This is a genomic window from Capnocytophaga sp. oral taxon 324 str. F0483 (assembly GCF_000318315.2).
Lineage (GTDB): Bacteria > Bacteroidota > Bacteroidia > Flavobacteriales > Flavobacteriaceae > Capnocytophaga > Capnocytophaga ochracea.
In genome coordinates this window covers 82,221-98,135 of sequence record NZ_KB291500.1, presented here as the reverse complement: position 1 = coordinate 98,135, position 15,915 = coordinate 82,221, and the positions used below count along the sequence as shown (strand labels likewise).

10 protein-coding genes are annotated in these 15,915 nt (G+C 41.4%); 8 read left to right on the top strand and 2 right to left on the bottom strand.

Translation table 11 applies throughout. The features are described from left to right. Positions 1 to 837 precede the first annotated feature (837 nt). On the top strand, positions 838 to 5,079 hold the full coding sequence (locus HMPREF9072_RS03325) for a cobaltochelatase subunit CobN (RefSeq protein ID WP_009410537.1): 4,242 nt from the start codon (positions 838 to 840) through the stop codon (positions 5,077 to 5,079). A gap of 62 nt (positions 5,080 to 5,141) precedes the next feature. Here HMPREF9072_RS03325 and HMPREF9072_RS03320 read toward each other — a convergent pair whose 3' ends face one another. Both HMPREF9072_RS03320 and HMPREF9072_RS03315 read right to left on the bottom strand, forming a co-directional pair. Further along, on the bottom strand, positions 5,142 to 6,650 hold the full coding sequence (locus tag HMPREF9072_RS03320) for a GH3 auxin-responsive promoter family protein (RefSeq protein WP_009410536.1): 1,509 nt from the start codon (positions 6,648 to 6,650) through the stop codon (positions 5,142 to 5,144). A gap of 293 nt (positions 6,651 to 6,943) precedes the next feature. Next, entirely contained in the window at positions 6,944 to 7,909 is a 966-nt protein-coding gene (locus HMPREF9072_RS03315) for an AraC family transcriptional regulator (protein WP_009410535.1), read from the bottom strand. Between the two features lie 303 nt (positions 7,910 to 8,212). Here HMPREF9072_RS03315 and HMPREF9072_RS03310 point away from each other — a divergent pair, with 303 nt between their 5' ends. The 7 genes from HMPREF9072_RS03310 to HMPREF9072_RS12430 form a co-directional block, all read left to right on the top strand. Beyond that, positions 8,213 to 10,537 carry a TonB-dependent receptor gene (locus HMPREF9072_RS03310; RefSeq protein WP_009410534.1) on the top strand — a complete coding sequence of 775 codons (2,325 nt, stop codon included), beginning with the start codon at positions 8,213 to 8,215 and terminating at the stop codon, positions 10,535 to 10,537. 200 nt (positions 10,538 to 10,737) lie between these two features. Then, the gene (locus tag HMPREF9072_RS03305; protein WP_009410533.1) at positions 10,738 to 11,409 is read left to right on the top strand and encodes a DUF6796 family protein; all 672 of its coding nucleotides are present in this window, start codon (positions 10,738 to 10,740) and stop codon (positions 11,407 to 11,409) included. Between the two features lie 11 nt (positions 11,410 to 11,420). Then, the gene (locus HMPREF9072_RS03300; RefSeq protein WP_009410532.1) at positions 11,421 to 12,659 is read left to right on the top strand and encodes a hypothetical protein; all 1,239 of its coding nucleotides are present in this window, start codon (positions 11,421 to 11,423) and stop codon (positions 12,657 to 12,659) included. 59 nt (positions 12,660 to 12,718) lie between these two features. Next, a complete protein-coding gene (locus tag HMPREF9072_RS03295) occupies positions 12,719 to 13,522 on the top strand; it encodes a class I SAM-dependent methyltransferase (protein WP_009410531.1) in 804 nt (267 codons plus the stop codon). A gap of 147 nt (positions 13,523 to 13,669) precedes the next feature. Continuing rightward, positions 13,670 to 14,647 (top strand): pyruvate dehydrogenase complex E1 component subunit beta, encoded by a 978-nt coding sequence (locus HMPREF9072_RS03290; protein ID WP_009410530.1) that lies wholly within the window; start codon positions 13,670 to 13,672, stop codon positions 14,645 to 14,647. A gap of 341 nt (positions 14,648 to 14,988) precedes the next feature. After that, positions 14,989 to 15,606 (top strand): 4'-phosphopantetheinyl transferase family protein, encoded by a 618-nt coding sequence (locus HMPREF9072_RS03285; protein ID WP_009410529.1) that lies wholly within the window; start codon positions 14,989 to 14,991, stop codon positions 15,604 to 15,606. Positions 15,607 to 15,722: 116 nt separating this feature from the next. Further along, the coding region (locus tag HMPREF9072_RS12430) for a hypothetical protein (RefSeq protein WP_009410528.1) at positions 15,723 to 15,915 on the top strand (193 nt) is incomplete at its 3' end.

Here is a 15,915-nt window from a genome sequence, read left to right as displayed (position 1 = left end):
ACCCTTCTTACACCCTTTTTTCACCAAAATCTCTCCCAACCTCCTTTTGGAAACCTCCGTTTTCTTCCGAAAACCCTAACCAGTCCGACTTGTCCTACAAATCAGACCTGTCAAAAAACCATTTTTATCACTACCCATTTTCTAATTTCCTCATTTCCAAATTCTCTAATTTTCCTCCTCCGCTGGTGCGAGCTTGTAGCTCGTACCTTTGACAAAGTTAATCTCTTCCGCTGGTTTACAAGGCGCAGCCTTGATTTTGTTTAAATTTTGTTTGATTTCTGAGGCACAGCCTCATTCCCCTAACACAACCTCACACCCCATTTCCTCATTTTCTCATTCTCTAATTCTCTAATTCTCTCATTTTCTAATTTCCTCATTTCCTCATTCTCTCATTTTCCGCTCATCGCTTTTGCGTCGCTATTCCTAGTGCCTAAGGCCTATGGCCTAATACCTTTTTTCCACTATTTATTATTATTCAAAATAATTTTCTTATCTTTGCACCCAAGTTTTCATTACATTAATGTTAACCTATCTATTAATTAAATTGCCCATCGGTGCACATCACAATTGTCAATTGAAAGACTATTCGTGTAATTTGTGCGAGACTTAAAAACAGCGAAGCTGTTCATTTGCTCGATTTTTTTTAAAGATTTGTAAGATTTCTGTAGCGTAAGCTACACTTTTCTTACATCGAACTCACGTTAAAAGCAAGCATTTTACAAAGCATTACCTTGATTTTGCTTAATTTCTGGGGCACAGCCTCACCTGTTCACATAAAACCTTTTTGTCTAATTTATAAAACAATCTGTTGTCGTGCTACGACCCACAGCAAATAAGATGAAAAAAAAGATTCTATCCATCATTGCCCTGCTCCTTATAGTAATAGCAGGTTATTTCGTATGGCGAAAATACATCGCCCCCACCCGTATCGCATTGGTGAACTTCATCAGCTATCAGGCGTCCAATATCGCCCTTTCTAATTCCGATAAGTTTATCAAAATCGAAGAAGTCCCCCTCGACCAACTCGATAAACTCAAAAACTACGACTTTGTCCTCGTATGGGCAATGGGACTGAAAATTAGCGACGAACAGCGCAATCAGCTCATCGATGCTGCTAACCGCGTGCCTTTTCACAGTTTCGCCGTTACCAATCCCGATAACGATATCAGTAGCCTCAACGAAACCGAACTCAAACACGTAGGCGACTATCTGATGAGTGGCAATAAGGCAAACTACCAAAACCTCGTTCGTTATGTCCGCAAATATATCGACAAGAAATGGTTTGCTACCGAACCCGCACCTCCTATCGAACGCAAAGAAAACGTCTACTTTCATTTAGACGACGAGCGCTCTTTCAGCTCCCTTAAAGAATATCAAGAGTATATTCAGAAGAATAATTTCTATAAAGAAGGTGCTCCTCGTATCGCCATAGTAGCAGGCTTACACGAGCCTTTTGGCGGAAATAAAGAACACCTCAATGGGGTAATAACCGCCTTGCAGAACGAGGGTATGAACGTCTATCCTTTCACCGCTCAAGAAAAACGCATCGACTTCCTTACCGAAATCAATCCCGATGCCATTGTCTATTTTCCTCACGGACAAATGATGATGGGGCAACCCGAACTGTTTATCAATTGGGCTAAGGAGCACAACGTACCCCTCTTCACGGGATTATCGGTCTTAGCAATGAAGGACGATTGGGAAAAAGACCCTATGGGTATGTCGGGCGGCTTTATGGGGCAAACCATTGTAATGCCCGAGTTAGACGGGGCGCTCTATCCTTATGTAGTGATTGCCCAAGAACAAAACAAACAAGGTTATTACTTCCTCAACACTATCGAGAACCGCGCCCGTAAGTTCGCCAAAATCATTCATAACTTCACCGATTTAAAACGTAAATCTAATGCCGACAAAAAGTTGGCGATTGTTTACTTCAAAGGTGTGGGGCTTACACCTGCTGCCGCTCAAGGGTTGGAGGTCGAACCTTCACTATTCCGCTTTTTACATCAACTCAAAAACAAAGGTTATAACGTAGGAACGCTCCCCGCTACACAAGCCGAATTCAACCAGTTACTGCTCACACACGCCAATACTTATAGAGCCAATGCCAAAGGCGATATCGAAAAGTTCATCAGTACAGGCGCACCTGCTTTGGTAGAAGCTCACGAATTAGATGCTTGGCTCAAAAAAACTTTACCCGAAGAACTCTATAAACAAGTAATCGAAAAGAACGGCGCTGTGCCGGGCTCTTACCTCAACACTTCTAAGGACGGTAAAAATTATCTGGCGGTAGCCCATCTCACTTTCGGTAATATCACCATTCTGCCTCAACCTCCTGCCGCTATTAGTACTGATGATGATTTTAAAGTGTTGCACGGCGTAAAAGAAATCCCTCCTTATGCCTATATGGGGGCATATCTTTGGATACAAAACGGCCTCAAAGCCGATGCGCTCATTCACTTCGGTACGCACGGCTCATTGGAGTTCACCCCTAATAAACAAGTAGCCCTCTCCGATTACGATTGGGCAGATATCTGTGTGGGTACCGTACCTCATTTCTACTATTATACTATCGGAAATATAGGCGAAGCAATGATGGCAAAACGTCGTTCGTACGGCAGTATTGTGTCTTATCTTACTCCTGCTTTCACCGAAAGCGATATGCGCAATACCTTCAATAATTTAGAGAACACCATTCTTTCTTATCAGAAAGCAAAGAACCCTATTGATAAACAAACCATTGGGTTACACATCAAAAAGTTAGCCGTAACAATGGGCTTACATCGTGATTTGCGTTTGGATAGTATCCTCTCCAAACCCTATACTGAAGCCGAAATCGACCGCCTTGCTAACTTCGCCGAAGAGATTGCCACCGAAAAGATTAATGGCGAATACTACGTAATGGGAGTCCCTTATACTCCTGATAAAATTAATTCTACCGTCTTGGCTATGAGTACCGACCCTATTGCGTACAGTTTGGCTACCTTAGATAAGTACCACGGTAAAGTTACCGAAGCCGACCTTAAACGCAAAGCCTTTTTCACAACTCATTATCTAAACCCTGCTAAGAGCTTAGTAAACCAAATACTCGCAGGCAAACCAGTTTCTACTGAACTGATTTGCAACTATGCTCATATCTCTGCTGACGATTTGCAAAAAGCCAAAACTACAATGGCTAAAGAAGAAGGAAGTGGTATGCCTTATTTCTTACAACAGCAGATGAAAAAACAAGCTACGGCTTCAGCAACCGCTACTGCTACTCACACAACAGCCACAGCTTCGGCTACTGCTAAGAAACCTGATGCCGTAGGTCGTCCTACCAAAATCAAAGCTCCTGCCAAAAAAGAAGACCGCAAGCCTCTTACTAAGGAAGAGCTGGCTGCTCTCAACGCTCAAAAAGCTAAGATAGATTATGCACGTACCTTGGTAGATATCGAGAGAACCATTACCAATGTAACGCTCTATAAAGACGCCTTGCAAAACAGTCCGCGTTTAGAAGAAAAGGCTTTCTTCAATGCTCTAAATGGTGGTTACACTCCTCCTTCCTCAGGAGGTGATGCAGTAGCCAATCCTAAAGGCGTACCTACCGGTCATAACCTCTATGGGGTGAATGCCGAAAGTACACCGTCTAAACTCGCGTGGGATAGAGGCGTAGCTTTAGCCCAAAATGTAATTAGTGAATACCAAACCAAACACCACGAATATCCCAAGAAGATAGCCTATACTTTTTGGAGTTCCGAATTTATAGAAACCGAAGGTGTATCTATCGCCCAAGCCTTGTATATGTTAGGTGTTGAACCCGTATGGGATAGCTTTGGTCGTGTAGGCGATGTGCGCGTCATTCCTTCTGAAGAGTTGGGTCGCCCTCGTATCGATGTAGTGATTCAAACCTCAGGTCAGTTCCGCGATTTAGCAGCTTCTCGCTTGTTCTTGCTTACCAAAGCCATTCAAATGGTATCAGCTCTTCCTGAGGAAGCTTATGCCAATGAAGTGAGCGCAGGTAGTGTAGATATCGAAAAACAATTGGTAGAAGCCGGAGTATCGCCCAAAGAAGCCCGCGAACTTTCTATCGAACGTATCTTTGGTGGCTTGCAAGGTCGTTATGATACAGGCACTAAGGAGTTGATTAATTCCGGCGATAAGTGGGAAACTCAAAAGGATATCGCTGAGGTTTATATGCATAATATGGGCGCTTTCTACGGCAGTAAAGACAATTGGAGCAAGTTCCAAGAAGGTATGTTCCGCGCCGCTATCAAAAACGCCGATGTGCTCATTCAGCCTCGCCAAAACAACACTTGGGGAGCGCTTAGCCTCGACCACGTCTACGAGTTTATGGGGGGTATGAATGCTGCTATCAAAGAAGTAAACGGCAAAGACCCCGATGCCTACCTCGCCGATTATCGCAACCATAAGAATATGCACGTGCAAGAACTCAAAGAAGCCGTAGGGGTCGAAGCACGCAGTACAATATTCAATCCTAAATACATCAAAGAAATGATGAAGGGTAAGGCTTCAAGTGCCGGACAAATAGCCGAAATCGTTACTAATATGCACGGTTGGGAAGCTACTCGCCCCGAACTCATCGATGATGCAATGTGGAATGAGGTATATAACACTTATATAGAAGATAAACACCACCTGGGCATCACCGATTTTATAAAGAAAGAAAACGTAGCAGCCTTGCAAGAGGTAACTGCTGTAATGCTCGAAGCTACCCGCAAAGGTATGTGGAAAGCCTCCGATGCCCAAATCACTAAACTTGCCGATATCCATACCGACCTCACCAAGCAATTCGGTGTAAGCTCTTCTCATTTCTCTTCCGAAAATAAAAAGTTGCAGGATTATATCAGCAAAAAGGCTTCACCTGCCAATGCCCAAGCGTATCAGCAACAGCTCGCTCAAGCGCACCAAGGCAGTCAGGCACAAGCCAATACCCAAGACGCTAAAGTCCTCAAAAAAGAAGAAACCACTGCCGGAAGTCCTCAAGAAAAAGTATCACTCAGCGCCCTTTGGATAGGCGGAATAGTGCTCCTTGCTTTCGTCGGTCTCATCATCTTCATTCGCAAAAGAAGAAGATAATTTAATGTTACAGCAAATAAGAAAGGCTACCCAATAGGGTAGCCTTTCTATTTTTAATTTCATTATAAATTTAATAACTCCTCCACGTACTCCCTACTGTTCGAGAGTCGAGGTACTTTGTTTTGCCCGCCAAGCTTATCCTTGTGTTTGAGCCAGTCGTGAAAAAGCCCCGTGCGAGCCTTGTGCACTTTGGGCATATTCAGCGTCATATTGTTGTAGCGTTTAGCTTCGTAATCCGAGTTAAGTTTTTGCAGTTCGCGGTCTAATATCTCGGTAAATTGCTCCAAACTCTCAGGAGGTGCATCAAACTCTATTACCCATTCGTGCCCTCCTTTCAGCTTGTCTTGCATAAATATAGGCGCAACCGTGTAGTCTATTAAGTGACTATTAGTCTGCTCACAAGCCTTCTCTAAGGCGCGCTCCGCATTCTCTACGATGAGCTCTTCTCCAAATACATTAATAAAGTGCTTGGTACGACCCGTAATCTTAATCCGATAAGGCACTACCGAAGTAAACCTTACCGTATCTCCTATCATATAGCGCCACAAACCGGCATTGGTAGTAATCACCATCGCATAGTTTTTCCCTATTTCCACCTCACTCAGCGGAATTGCCTTTTGTTCCGCAGTACCAAAAGTCTCCATCGGTATAAACTCATAGAAAATCCCGTAATCGAGCATTAGCAACATCTCGTCCGAATTGTTGCGGTCTTGAATTGCAAAGAACCCTTCGGAGGCGTTGTATATTTCGTAATAACGAAAACTATCCGAAGGAATAATATGCCTATACTGTTCGCGATACGGTATAAAGCTCACCCCCCCGTGAAAGTATACTTCTAAGTTTGGCCACAACTCCAAAAGATGTTCCTTTTGGGTTTCTTCTAAAATCCGATTTAAAAGCACTAACATCCACGAAGGAACCCCCGCAATACTAGTCACATTCTCTGTTTTCGCTTCTTTGACAATCGCTTGTAACTTACTCTCCCATTCACTCATCAGCGATACTTTGTTGCTAGGGGTACAACTCCATTCTGCCCAAAAAGGCAGGTTTTCAATCAAAATCGCCGATAAATCCCCAAAATAAGTACCGTTTTGTTCATACAGTTGCTTGCTCCCTCCCAGTCGCAAACTCTTGCCCTTAAACAGATTCGAATCCTCGTTGTTATTTAGGTATAAGCACAGCATATCCTTCCCCGATTTGTAATGGCACAGTTGCAGTGCCTCCTCACTTACCGGAATAAACTTACTCTTAGCGTTAGTAGTCCCACTGCTCTTGGCAAACCATTTTATCGGCGTATGCCAAAACACATTCCGCTCCCCTCGTCTTGCCCTTTCTACGTAAGGCTCAAAAGCTTCATAAGAAACTAATGGTGTATTTCTACTGAATTGCTCATAGTTTTTCACCTCAGCAAAGTTATATAGTTTGCCGAGTTCAGTGTCTTTGGCAGCATCAAGAAGCTCCAAAAGCACACGTTCTTGCACTTTATGTGGGTGCTCTACAAACTCTTGTATTTGGTCAATACGGCGTTTTAAAAACCACGAAGTAATAGAATTGAATAAAGCTAATGGCATATCCTGTATAACAAATTACAAGTGACAAAAGTAATAATTATTTCTGAACTAACAAGAAACTACTATTACAATTAAGTTACAAAAGTAACTTTTCTCCGCCGGTTTGTTGTCTTTCTGCAAGTTAAACATCTTATTCTTTTCAATAATCAGCAAGCAACCCTCCTCTAAGCACTATCTCTTCTACGATACTCAACTTAAAGCAATCACTGTACCGAACTGTTTCTTTCCTCCCTATTGTCATATCTTTTTATGGTTTTTAGTGTAAACCTATTTCAAGATATGACATATGACATTTACCTCTTATCTCTTACCTCCTTTGCATTTCTACCAAACTTCTTCTTAAAGGCAGTCGAAAAATGCGATATATAATCATATCCACAAGTGAGGGCGATTTCACTTATACTCTTATCGGTGTGAAGGAGCAGTTGTTGCGCCAATTCCATTTTATAGTCGTATAGATAACCAAAAACAGTAGTGCCAAATACCTCTTTAAAACCATAACACAACTTCTTTTCGTTCACACCTACGGCACGTGCCAATTCAGCTATCGAAGGCGTAACGTCCAACTGAGCCGTAAGGCGGTCACGCACTTCGTACATTTTTCGTACATCGGTTTGAGTTTTGCAGTATTGGTATACTTGTAGCTGTTGCTGTTCGTATTGATGTAATTGTAACAAAAAGAGTTCCTGCACTTTTAAGTCGGCATAAGCTCGTGCTGCCTTGCCCAAAAGAGAAGCGTGTTGCAGTTGGTCAAGGACAGTTTGCATAGCAAAGTCAGTAGGAAGTGATTGTTCAGGCGAAAGAATAAAGTTACCACCCCGCTCATAACGCTGGTACCACGCCATAAAAGTTTCGGGATATTGAATAGCTATTTGCGCAAATTGCTCAGCACTGATAGCAACCGTAATCACTTCTATAATATCATCTTTATGCAACAAGTCTTTGCCCAAGCATTCTTCTTTACCAAAAAAGATATTGTGAGTCCCCGCCTTACTGATACAATTTCGCCCGTCTACCTGCACCGCCATACCTTTGTAGGTTCGGGTTACAAAATAAAGACGCACTGAGGGGATATCCATACGTCCCACAAAAGTCACTTCTTCTTTCATTTGTGCTTGCCATCGGTAGTAAGTATGATTGCCTAAGGTTTGTTGTTCCAATTGGAATACCCCCATTTGTTCATTCACTCTTTCGTAATAATTTTGCACCTCTTCTTCGTTGGTTGCCAAAGGTAATGTTATTTCGTTTATCATATTCATCAGTCGTTTATCACGTTCATCAGCTGTTTGCCGTCAGCCTCACCAGCCGGCTACAAACAACCAATCACTTTATTTGCTATTCAGATGTAAAACTTTGCTAAGGAAATTAAACAATCGTACTTCCTTTTTGCTGTATTTTTGCGCTCTGAAATCTGTTGTTTAGAACAAAAGTAAATAACATATTTCAAACCACCAAATATTTTAGCTTTTAGTTTTTTAGTCGTTAGCAGTTAGCAAGCGATTAAATACTGATTATTAGTCTATTCAACTTTGCCAAAGTTTGAGACGCAAAAACCGATATCTATGTTAAACAAAACTTTTCTTTTACTACTACTCTTCAGTCTTTCTATATCAGCTCAAAACACTGCCGAACTCATTGGTACGGTTACCGATAAAGTAACTCACCAACCTTTAATAGGTGCCGATGTTTACATCAAAGAACTAAACAAAGGCGTGAGCACCGATGCACGCGGTCAATATCGATTAACACATTTGCCCGAAGGGAATTATACCGTGTGGTTTAGTTTTCTCGGTTATCAAACCTTTGGAAAGAAAATCAGTGTGAAAGGACAGATGCGTTCAGATGTATCGCTGAAAGAACAAGCCGAAGAAATAAGCGGAGTAACTGTTTCGGGCAAGAGTATCGCTCACCAAAAGAAAGAGCAGAGTATGCCCGTAACGGTAATTGATATGAGTAACCTGCGAGGTACGGTAAGCAGTGTGCAGGACATTCTTCTAAAAACCGTAGGTATCACTTTGCGTTCTTCAGGAGGGGTGGGCAGTAGTTCACGTATCTCAGTAAGAGGATTAGAAGGCAAACGCATAGGCTTTTTTATAGACGAATTGCCCTTAGGTGAGCAGACAGATTATATCGATATCAACGATATCCCCATAGATATGATTGACCGTATTGAGATTTACAAAGGAGTCGTACCAGCACGCTTCGGGGGCTCATCGCTTGGAGGAGCTATCAATATCGTTATTCGCGAATACCCCGATAAATATGCCGACCTCAGTTATGGATATGAGAGTTACAACACCCATAAGGCACAAGGGGTATTCAAACGCAACCTCAAACAGCGCGGATTGGTATTCGGTATCGGTGGGGGCTATACTTCATCGGATAATAACTACACTTTCGATTCTCCTTTTCAAGAAGGATTGCGCATCACCCGCAACCACGATAAGTACCGCAAGCTCATCATTGGCGGGAGCTTCAAAGCAAAGAAATGGTGGTTCGACGAAGTAGAGTTAGAACCCGTGTTCGTCAAAACCTATAAGGAAATTCAAGGTATCGAATACGATATACGAGAAGCTCATAGTCAGTCGCTAATGACGGGGCTTTCTAATAAACTCGAAAAAGATAATTTCCTTACAGAAGGCTTGAATCTTGATATGTTCAACGGATTGGTACTTACCAAAATGAACTTCATCGACAAAGCCACCCGTCGCTATGAGTGGGACGGTAGCTCCTACCCTACCCCTTCGCGTTATGGCGGTGAGGCAGGTTATAACTATCCATCGGACTCTGACGATAAAAAGCTCACTTTTATTAATAAAACCAATTTGGAGTACATTCTTACCGAACGCCATTCGCTGAATATCAACAGTGTGTTTTCTATGGCAAACGGTACGCCCAAAGACGACTTAAAGACCCTGAGTCTGGGTAAGCAAGTGAATTTCGATTCGCAAATGCGCAGTTGGATAAGCGGACTTACATATGACTTCCGTACGCTTAACGACGTGTTTTTGAACTCGCTCACAGTACGTCATTATATGTATACTATGCACACCCAAATGGCGCCACTCTTCGTCCCCGGTAAGTACGATGTAGACGTAAGCAAGAGCGATTTTGGGGTGAATAATGCGATGCGCTACCGCTTTCTGCCTTCGCTAATGGGGAAACTCTCTGCTGGTTATGAGGTGCGCATTCCTTCGGAAACGGAGCTCTTAGGCGATGGTATAGCTGTAATCCCCAGTCCTGATTTATTGCCAGAGCGTAACCTCAGCGCTAACCTCGGTTTGCTGTTCGACCTTACAGGCAAGCACCCTACCAATGCTCAAATAGAAATGAACTTCTTCTATATGTATTTGCAAGATATGATACGTTATACTGCCGGACTCATAGGGGCACAATACCAAAACTTTGGAGAGATGCGTACTCTTGGGGTAGAGTTTGAAGCCAAAGCCGATGTATTGCCTTCGCTTTATCTATACGGCAACACTACTTATCAAGACCTGCGCGATACACGTGCTTACGAGCCAGAAAGCACCGTGCCTAACCCTACTAAAAACAAACGTATGCCTAATATACCTTACTTAATGGCGAATGCAGGCTTGGAGTTCCACCGCGAGAACCTTTTTGGTGGCACGGGGCAAAATACACGCCTTTTTGCCGATGTGGCTTTTGTGGAAGAATATTACTATGATTTTGAAATGACACAATTGCAGAAACGCCGCATTCCGCGCAGTACAACCATTGATATAGGTTTTGAGCACAGTTTCTTGAATAATAAAGTATTTCTCTCAGGGAAAGTGCGGAATATAACGAATGAAAAGACCCTATCAGAATTTAACCGCCCATTAATGGGAATCAATGGAGGGGTGAAGCTAAGAGTAATATTCTAACTCCCTCTCGTCCGAACTAAAAATATACTTTAACTATACTTTCAGTGGGTCTACAGTGGCTCTACAGTGGCTCTACAGTGGCTCTACAATAAATTAAAAGCGAATCTAAAGCGAATTTAAAGCGTAGGAGGAAAATTTTACAAACCATTTCTGATTGGCTGGCTATAAAAAGTGAAGCAAAAGATGAAAAACAATTATATATGAAAAAAAGATTTATTTTAGGCTTAATAGCCTCACTTATTACTTTTTCCGGTGATATGCTATTGGGGTACATTCAGGTAGAAAACCCTGAAAAATCACTGATGAACTTCTCACTTACCTTACCCCTATCGCGTATTATGTGGGGAGGATTCTTAGGTGTGATAGGTATCCCTCTGCAGTGCATAGGGTATTGGCAAATTTACAAGTTGATGAAAGAAGGTAGTGAAACGCTCTCAAAGCTTTACAAAGTAGGTATCTGGGGGTGGCTGGTAATGGCAGCTTGTGGGGTGCACCTTAATTGTGCTGTGGTGATGCTTATCTACAAACAGCTTTACCCCACCGATGCAACCTTAGCTCACAATATAGCTACTACCTTTTCTAATAATGTATTAGTGCCTTGCTATTACATTTTTATCGTCTTTTTCCTACTGATGAACATCTCACAGTTCATAGCTTTTGTAAGGAAAAAGACCGTTTATCCTCGCATAGCAGCCCTTTTCAATATGTTTATAGGTATTGGCATCATTCATCTTATAGCCTATTTGTTACCAGATTCGGCTATTAAAAACGGATTGAATGTATCGGCTATCAGCTTGGGAAATACCCTGATGTTTATAGGGTTGCTTCTTTTTAAAGGTCAGACAAGTCTAACAACTAATAATAATAACTAAAAACTAATTTTATGTATTCAAAAGTATTTTTAACTGTGTGCTCTTTAGCACTTCTCACAGTGGGTTGCAAGAAAGACGACAACCCTACCCCCGCTCCCATACCACCAAGCAATGTGGTTTATACAGGTGATTTCTTATTAGAAACTTCTGTCAAAAACCCCGATGGTATGAGTGGTAGTTCTTACCTTCAAATCTTTCATAAAATGGCAGGAGGTATCGCTATTGATAACTCCAAAGCTGAGCAAGTAGAGTTTGGCTCTTCGATACAAGTAGAAGGGAAAAGTGTCTACCTCTTCGACACTATGAAAGGTATCGGCGGTATCACCCAATATACTTACGACCCTACTACCAAAAAGCTCGCCAAAGGAGCAAATCTCGCAGGGCTTTCTAATTCGATGGTAGGTCATCTCGAAAAAGTAAGTGCTACGAAAGCCTATGTGCCTATGTACACACAAGGAGTCGTGTGGATTATCAACCCACAGACAATGCAAAAAACAGGTGAAATCAATCTCGCCCAATACGCTCACGGCGATACCAGTCCTGAGCCTGCTATGGGTATTATTCGCGATGGCAAGTATTACCTATGTCTCAACCAAATCAACCCTGGAGCAGGTTGGCAACCTTACGCCGACTACCAACAGTGTGATGTGGCTATCATCGACCCTCAAACTGATGTGGTAGAGAAAGTAGTATCCGAAACCACTACCAAACTCACTTTCCCCACTCGCCCTATGGCACAATGTAAAGGAATGCTCTTTACCAATGAAGCAGGTGACCTTTATATAGCTACCGCAGGTTATTTTGGATATTCCAAAGACAATACTAAATGCGGTTTCCTCTGTATTCCCAAAGGCAAGACTGAATTCGACAGTAGCAAATCGTGGGATATCTCTACGACCCCTATTGCAGGCACTAATTACAAGCCTGCTAGCGTGTATAACTGCCAGTATATAGGCAATGGTAAAGCTGTAGCTTATGTGGGTATCGTGGAACTCGGTGGCGCAAACCCCTATACTGCTAAAAACGCTATGGCAGTACTTATAAATTTCAACAACAAATCTATCAGCCAGATAAGAGGCGTTCCGCTTACTGACGGACATAGTATTCTCATCACCAAACTGAAAGACAGAGTGCTCTTTGGTGCTTTTGGTACTGATAAAAGAGGCTTATTCGATTTCAACCCTGCTACTGAAACCGTAGAACAAGTGCTTAGCACTACTGGAAATCCCGCTTTCTTTCACGAGTTCTAATTTTTAGAATCAGACCTGTCGAACGAGTCGAACAGGTCTGATTCTAACCCCTAACACCTATGAACAAAATACCCGAAACAATGCTCATTACTTTATGGGCAAAAGCTACTGAAAATAAAGAACCTCAACCGCTGTTACGCGATGAGAAGGCTGCTGAGATTATAAACAAAATAGACTATGATTTTAGCCGGTTCAAGAAAGCTAAATTCTCCCAAGCAGGCGTGTGTGTGCGCGCTCACCTGATAGACGAAGAAACTCGTGCTTTTATAGAGCAACACCCCGATGCAGTAATAATACAATTGGGTACGGGTCTTGATGCTCGTTATGAGCGTTTGGGTTGTCCGGAACTTACCCATTGGTATGACCTCGATTTGCCTGAGGTAATTGCTATCCGGCGTCAGTTCTTTGAGGAGAGTGAAAGACGTAGTTTTTTAGAAATGTCTCTCTTTGATACCGAATGGATAGAAAAAGTAAAAGCTCACCGCAAGCCGATACTCATTATTGTTGAGGGGGTACTGATGTATTTCCCTCCGTTTGAGGTAAAAGATTTTATGATACATCTCTGTGAAGCATTTACTGAGGCTACTCTTCTTTTCGATATGCTCGCTTATGCCTTAGTAGGGCACGCTAAGAACCACGATACACTAAAAGCAATGGATAAAGACAGGCGCCCTGAATTTCAATGGAGCGAAAAGTATAGCGAAGCGATGGAGCAGTGGCACCCTAAGTTGCACGTGGCGAAAGAGTATTTTATGAGTAAGTACGACCAAGGACGCTACCCATTTATATTCCGTATGCTATATAAGATTCCGTATTTTTATAGGCGATTTAACCAGAGAGTAGTGAGATTAGAGATAAGGTAAATAACATAATAAATATTTGATATATAACGTTTTAAATAATATATAGAAAATAAAAGTAGTAAAAAAATTAGGAGATTAAATAATTATTATTACTTTTGTGCTTTCAAAACAGAAATTTTAGTTATATACCTTATTTAATAAATATAAATGAGAACAATACAATTTAGAGAAGCCGTTTGCGAAGCGATGAGTGAAGAAATGCGTCGCGACGAGTCTATTTATTTGATGGGTGAAGAGGTAGCCGAATATAATGGCGCTTATAAAGCCTCTAAAGGAATGCTCGATGAATTTGGGCCTAAACGTATTATTGATACCCCTATCGCTGAAGGTGGTTTTGCAGGTATCTCAGTAGGGGCTGCTATGAATGGTAACCGTCCTATTGTAGAGTTTATGACTTTTAACTTTTCATTAGTAGCGATTGACCAAATCATTAACAACGCGGCTAAAATGCGCCAAATGTCAGGAGGTCAGTTTAATATTCCTATCGTTTTTCGTGGTCCTACTGCTTCTGCTGGTCAGTTGGCGGCTACCCACTCTCAAGCCTTTGAGAACTGGTATGCTAACTGTCCTGGATTGAAAGTAGTAGTTCCTTCTACGCCTTACGATGCAAAAGGACTCTTGAAGTCGGCTATCCGTGATAACGACCCTGTTATCTTTATGGAATCTGAGCAAATGTACGGCGATAAAGGTGAAGTGCCAGAAGAAGAATACACTATTCCATTAGGCGTTGCCGATATTAAGCGTGCGGGTACTGATGTAACTATCGTTTCTTTCGGTAAAATTATTAAAGAAGCGCATAAAGCTGCTGATATTTTAGCCAAAGAAGGTATTGAGTGTGAAATCATCGACTTGCGTACTGTACGTCCGCTTGACTTTGACACAGTATTCGCTTCGGTTAAGAAAACTAATCGCTTAGTGATTTTGGAAGAAGCGTGGCCTTTTGCCAGTGTATCTTCTGAAATTACTTATCAAGTACAAGAGCACATTTTCGATTATCTCGATGCGCCTGTACAACGCATTACTACCACTGATACGCCAGCACCTTTCTCTTCAGAGCTTTTGAAAGAGTTTTTGCCAAATGCTAACGACGTAGTAAAAGCGGTAAAAAAAGTACTTTATAAATAAGAATTTGCTATCATTTTTATTTTTTTAAAAGTTATATTTTATTTTTTAGTCTTCACGATTTTTCCTCATCGTGAAGACTTTTTTTCGTTTAAGAGCGTTAATCTTTTGTTAAACTTTTGATAGGAAAGCTAAAGAATAAAAGTTATGTTTGTAACACAAATTAACGTCTTCATTGTTTATGAACTATTAAAATGATGCTAAATAAGCTCATTATAAGGGCGTTGTTTTAACATATTATTGATTTCTGAAAGAAAAGAAAAAGACACAGAGGTGGTTTATATAACTTGTAAGAATTAAGAATTTTTCAGTATCTTTGTGCGAAATTAGGAGGGGAATTATATATGCCATTAGAGAGCACCATAAAAGTAGATAAAAAAACCACCTTGTACATTTGGGAGGTAAGGGAGGAGCTTGCTGTGTTGGAAGAAGAAACTCTTCTTACTCCTGAACAAAAGGAGAGTTACAATGCTATTAGCAATGAGAGGGCTAAAAAGAACTTTTTAGCCACGCGTTTATTGCTAACTCAGTTAGGACACGCCCCCAATTCTTTGCATTACAATGCTTACGGGAAGCCTTTTTTAAAGGGAAAAGATTTTATTTCGATTAGTCATTCGTTTGATAAGGTTGTGGTGATGATAAGTAATAAACCTGTGGGGGTGGATATTGAGAAGAAACGAGAGAAAATATTGCGTATTGCACATAAATTCACTCAATGGAATTATCGCTCAGCGAATTACTCGATTCATAACATCATTCAGAAACTTACAATGACGTGGTGTGCTAAAGAAGTAGGTTTTAAAATTCATAACAAACCTACACTTACCCTAAACGATGTGAGGGGAAAAGACTTTTTCCCTAATGACAAGGAGACGGATATTAAGATAGGAAACACTATGTATAAGGTCTTTTTTGTTTTGATAGAAGATTTTGTTTTAGGATATTGCAAAGCTAATAAATAAACATTTTGGTTATACACAGGAACAAATGGTAGATTTTGTAGTTGTACAAAGTTTGCCATTTGTTTTTTTTTATGTTAATGAATGTGGGTTGGGCGTAAATCTCAGAAAATAGAAAAATGAGTAAATTAGGAAATGAGAAAATGAGAAAATGGGTGCGAGCTACAAGAAAAGCGTCAGCGGAGGAATTGTCTGTTTATTCAACTTTGTCCAAGTTTGAAACTTGGGCAAAGTTTGGGATGAAAAAGCGACGTGTTGAGACTATTAGGTGTGTTCGAAAGGAAACGGAAAAGTTCGGAAGAGAGCTGAGAG

Bases quoted from the DNA above. Each gene is read 5' to 3' on its own strand.
- HMPREF9072_RS03325 (WP_009410537.1), top strand. From the start codon at position 838: ATGAAAAAAAAGATTCTATCCATCATTGCCCTGCTCCTTATAGTAATA.
- HMPREF9072_RS03320 (WP_009410536.1), bottom strand. From the start codon at position 6,650: ATGCCATTAGCTTTATTCAATTCTATTACTTCGTGGTTTTTAAAACGC.
- HMPREF9072_RS03315 (WP_009410535.1), bottom strand. From the start codon at position 7,909: ATGAATATGATAAACGAAATAACATTACCTTTGGCAACCAACGAAGAA.
- HMPREF9072_RS03310 (WP_009410534.1), top strand. From the start codon at position 8,213: ATGTTAAACAAAACTTTTCTTTTACTACTACTCTTCAGTCTTTCTATA.
- HMPREF9072_RS03305 (WP_009410533.1), top strand. From the start codon at position 10,738: ATGAAAAAAAGATTTATTTTAGGCTTAATAGCCTCACTTATTACTTTT.
- HMPREF9072_RS03300 (WP_009410532.1), top strand. From the start codon at position 11,421: ATGTATTCAAAAGTATTTTTAACTGTGTGCTCTTTAGCACTTCTCACA.
- HMPREF9072_RS03295 (WP_009410531.1), top strand. From the start codon at position 12,719: ATGAACAAAATACCCGAAACAATGCTCATTACTTTATGGGCAAAAGCT.
- HMPREF9072_RS03290 (WP_009410530.1), top strand. From the start codon at position 13,670: ATGAGAACAATACAATTTAGAGAAGCCGTTTGCGAAGCGATGAGTGAA.
- HMPREF9072_RS03285 (WP_009410529.1), top strand. From the start codon at position 14,989: ATGCCATTAGAGAGCACCATAAAAGTAGATAAAAAAACCACCTTGTAC.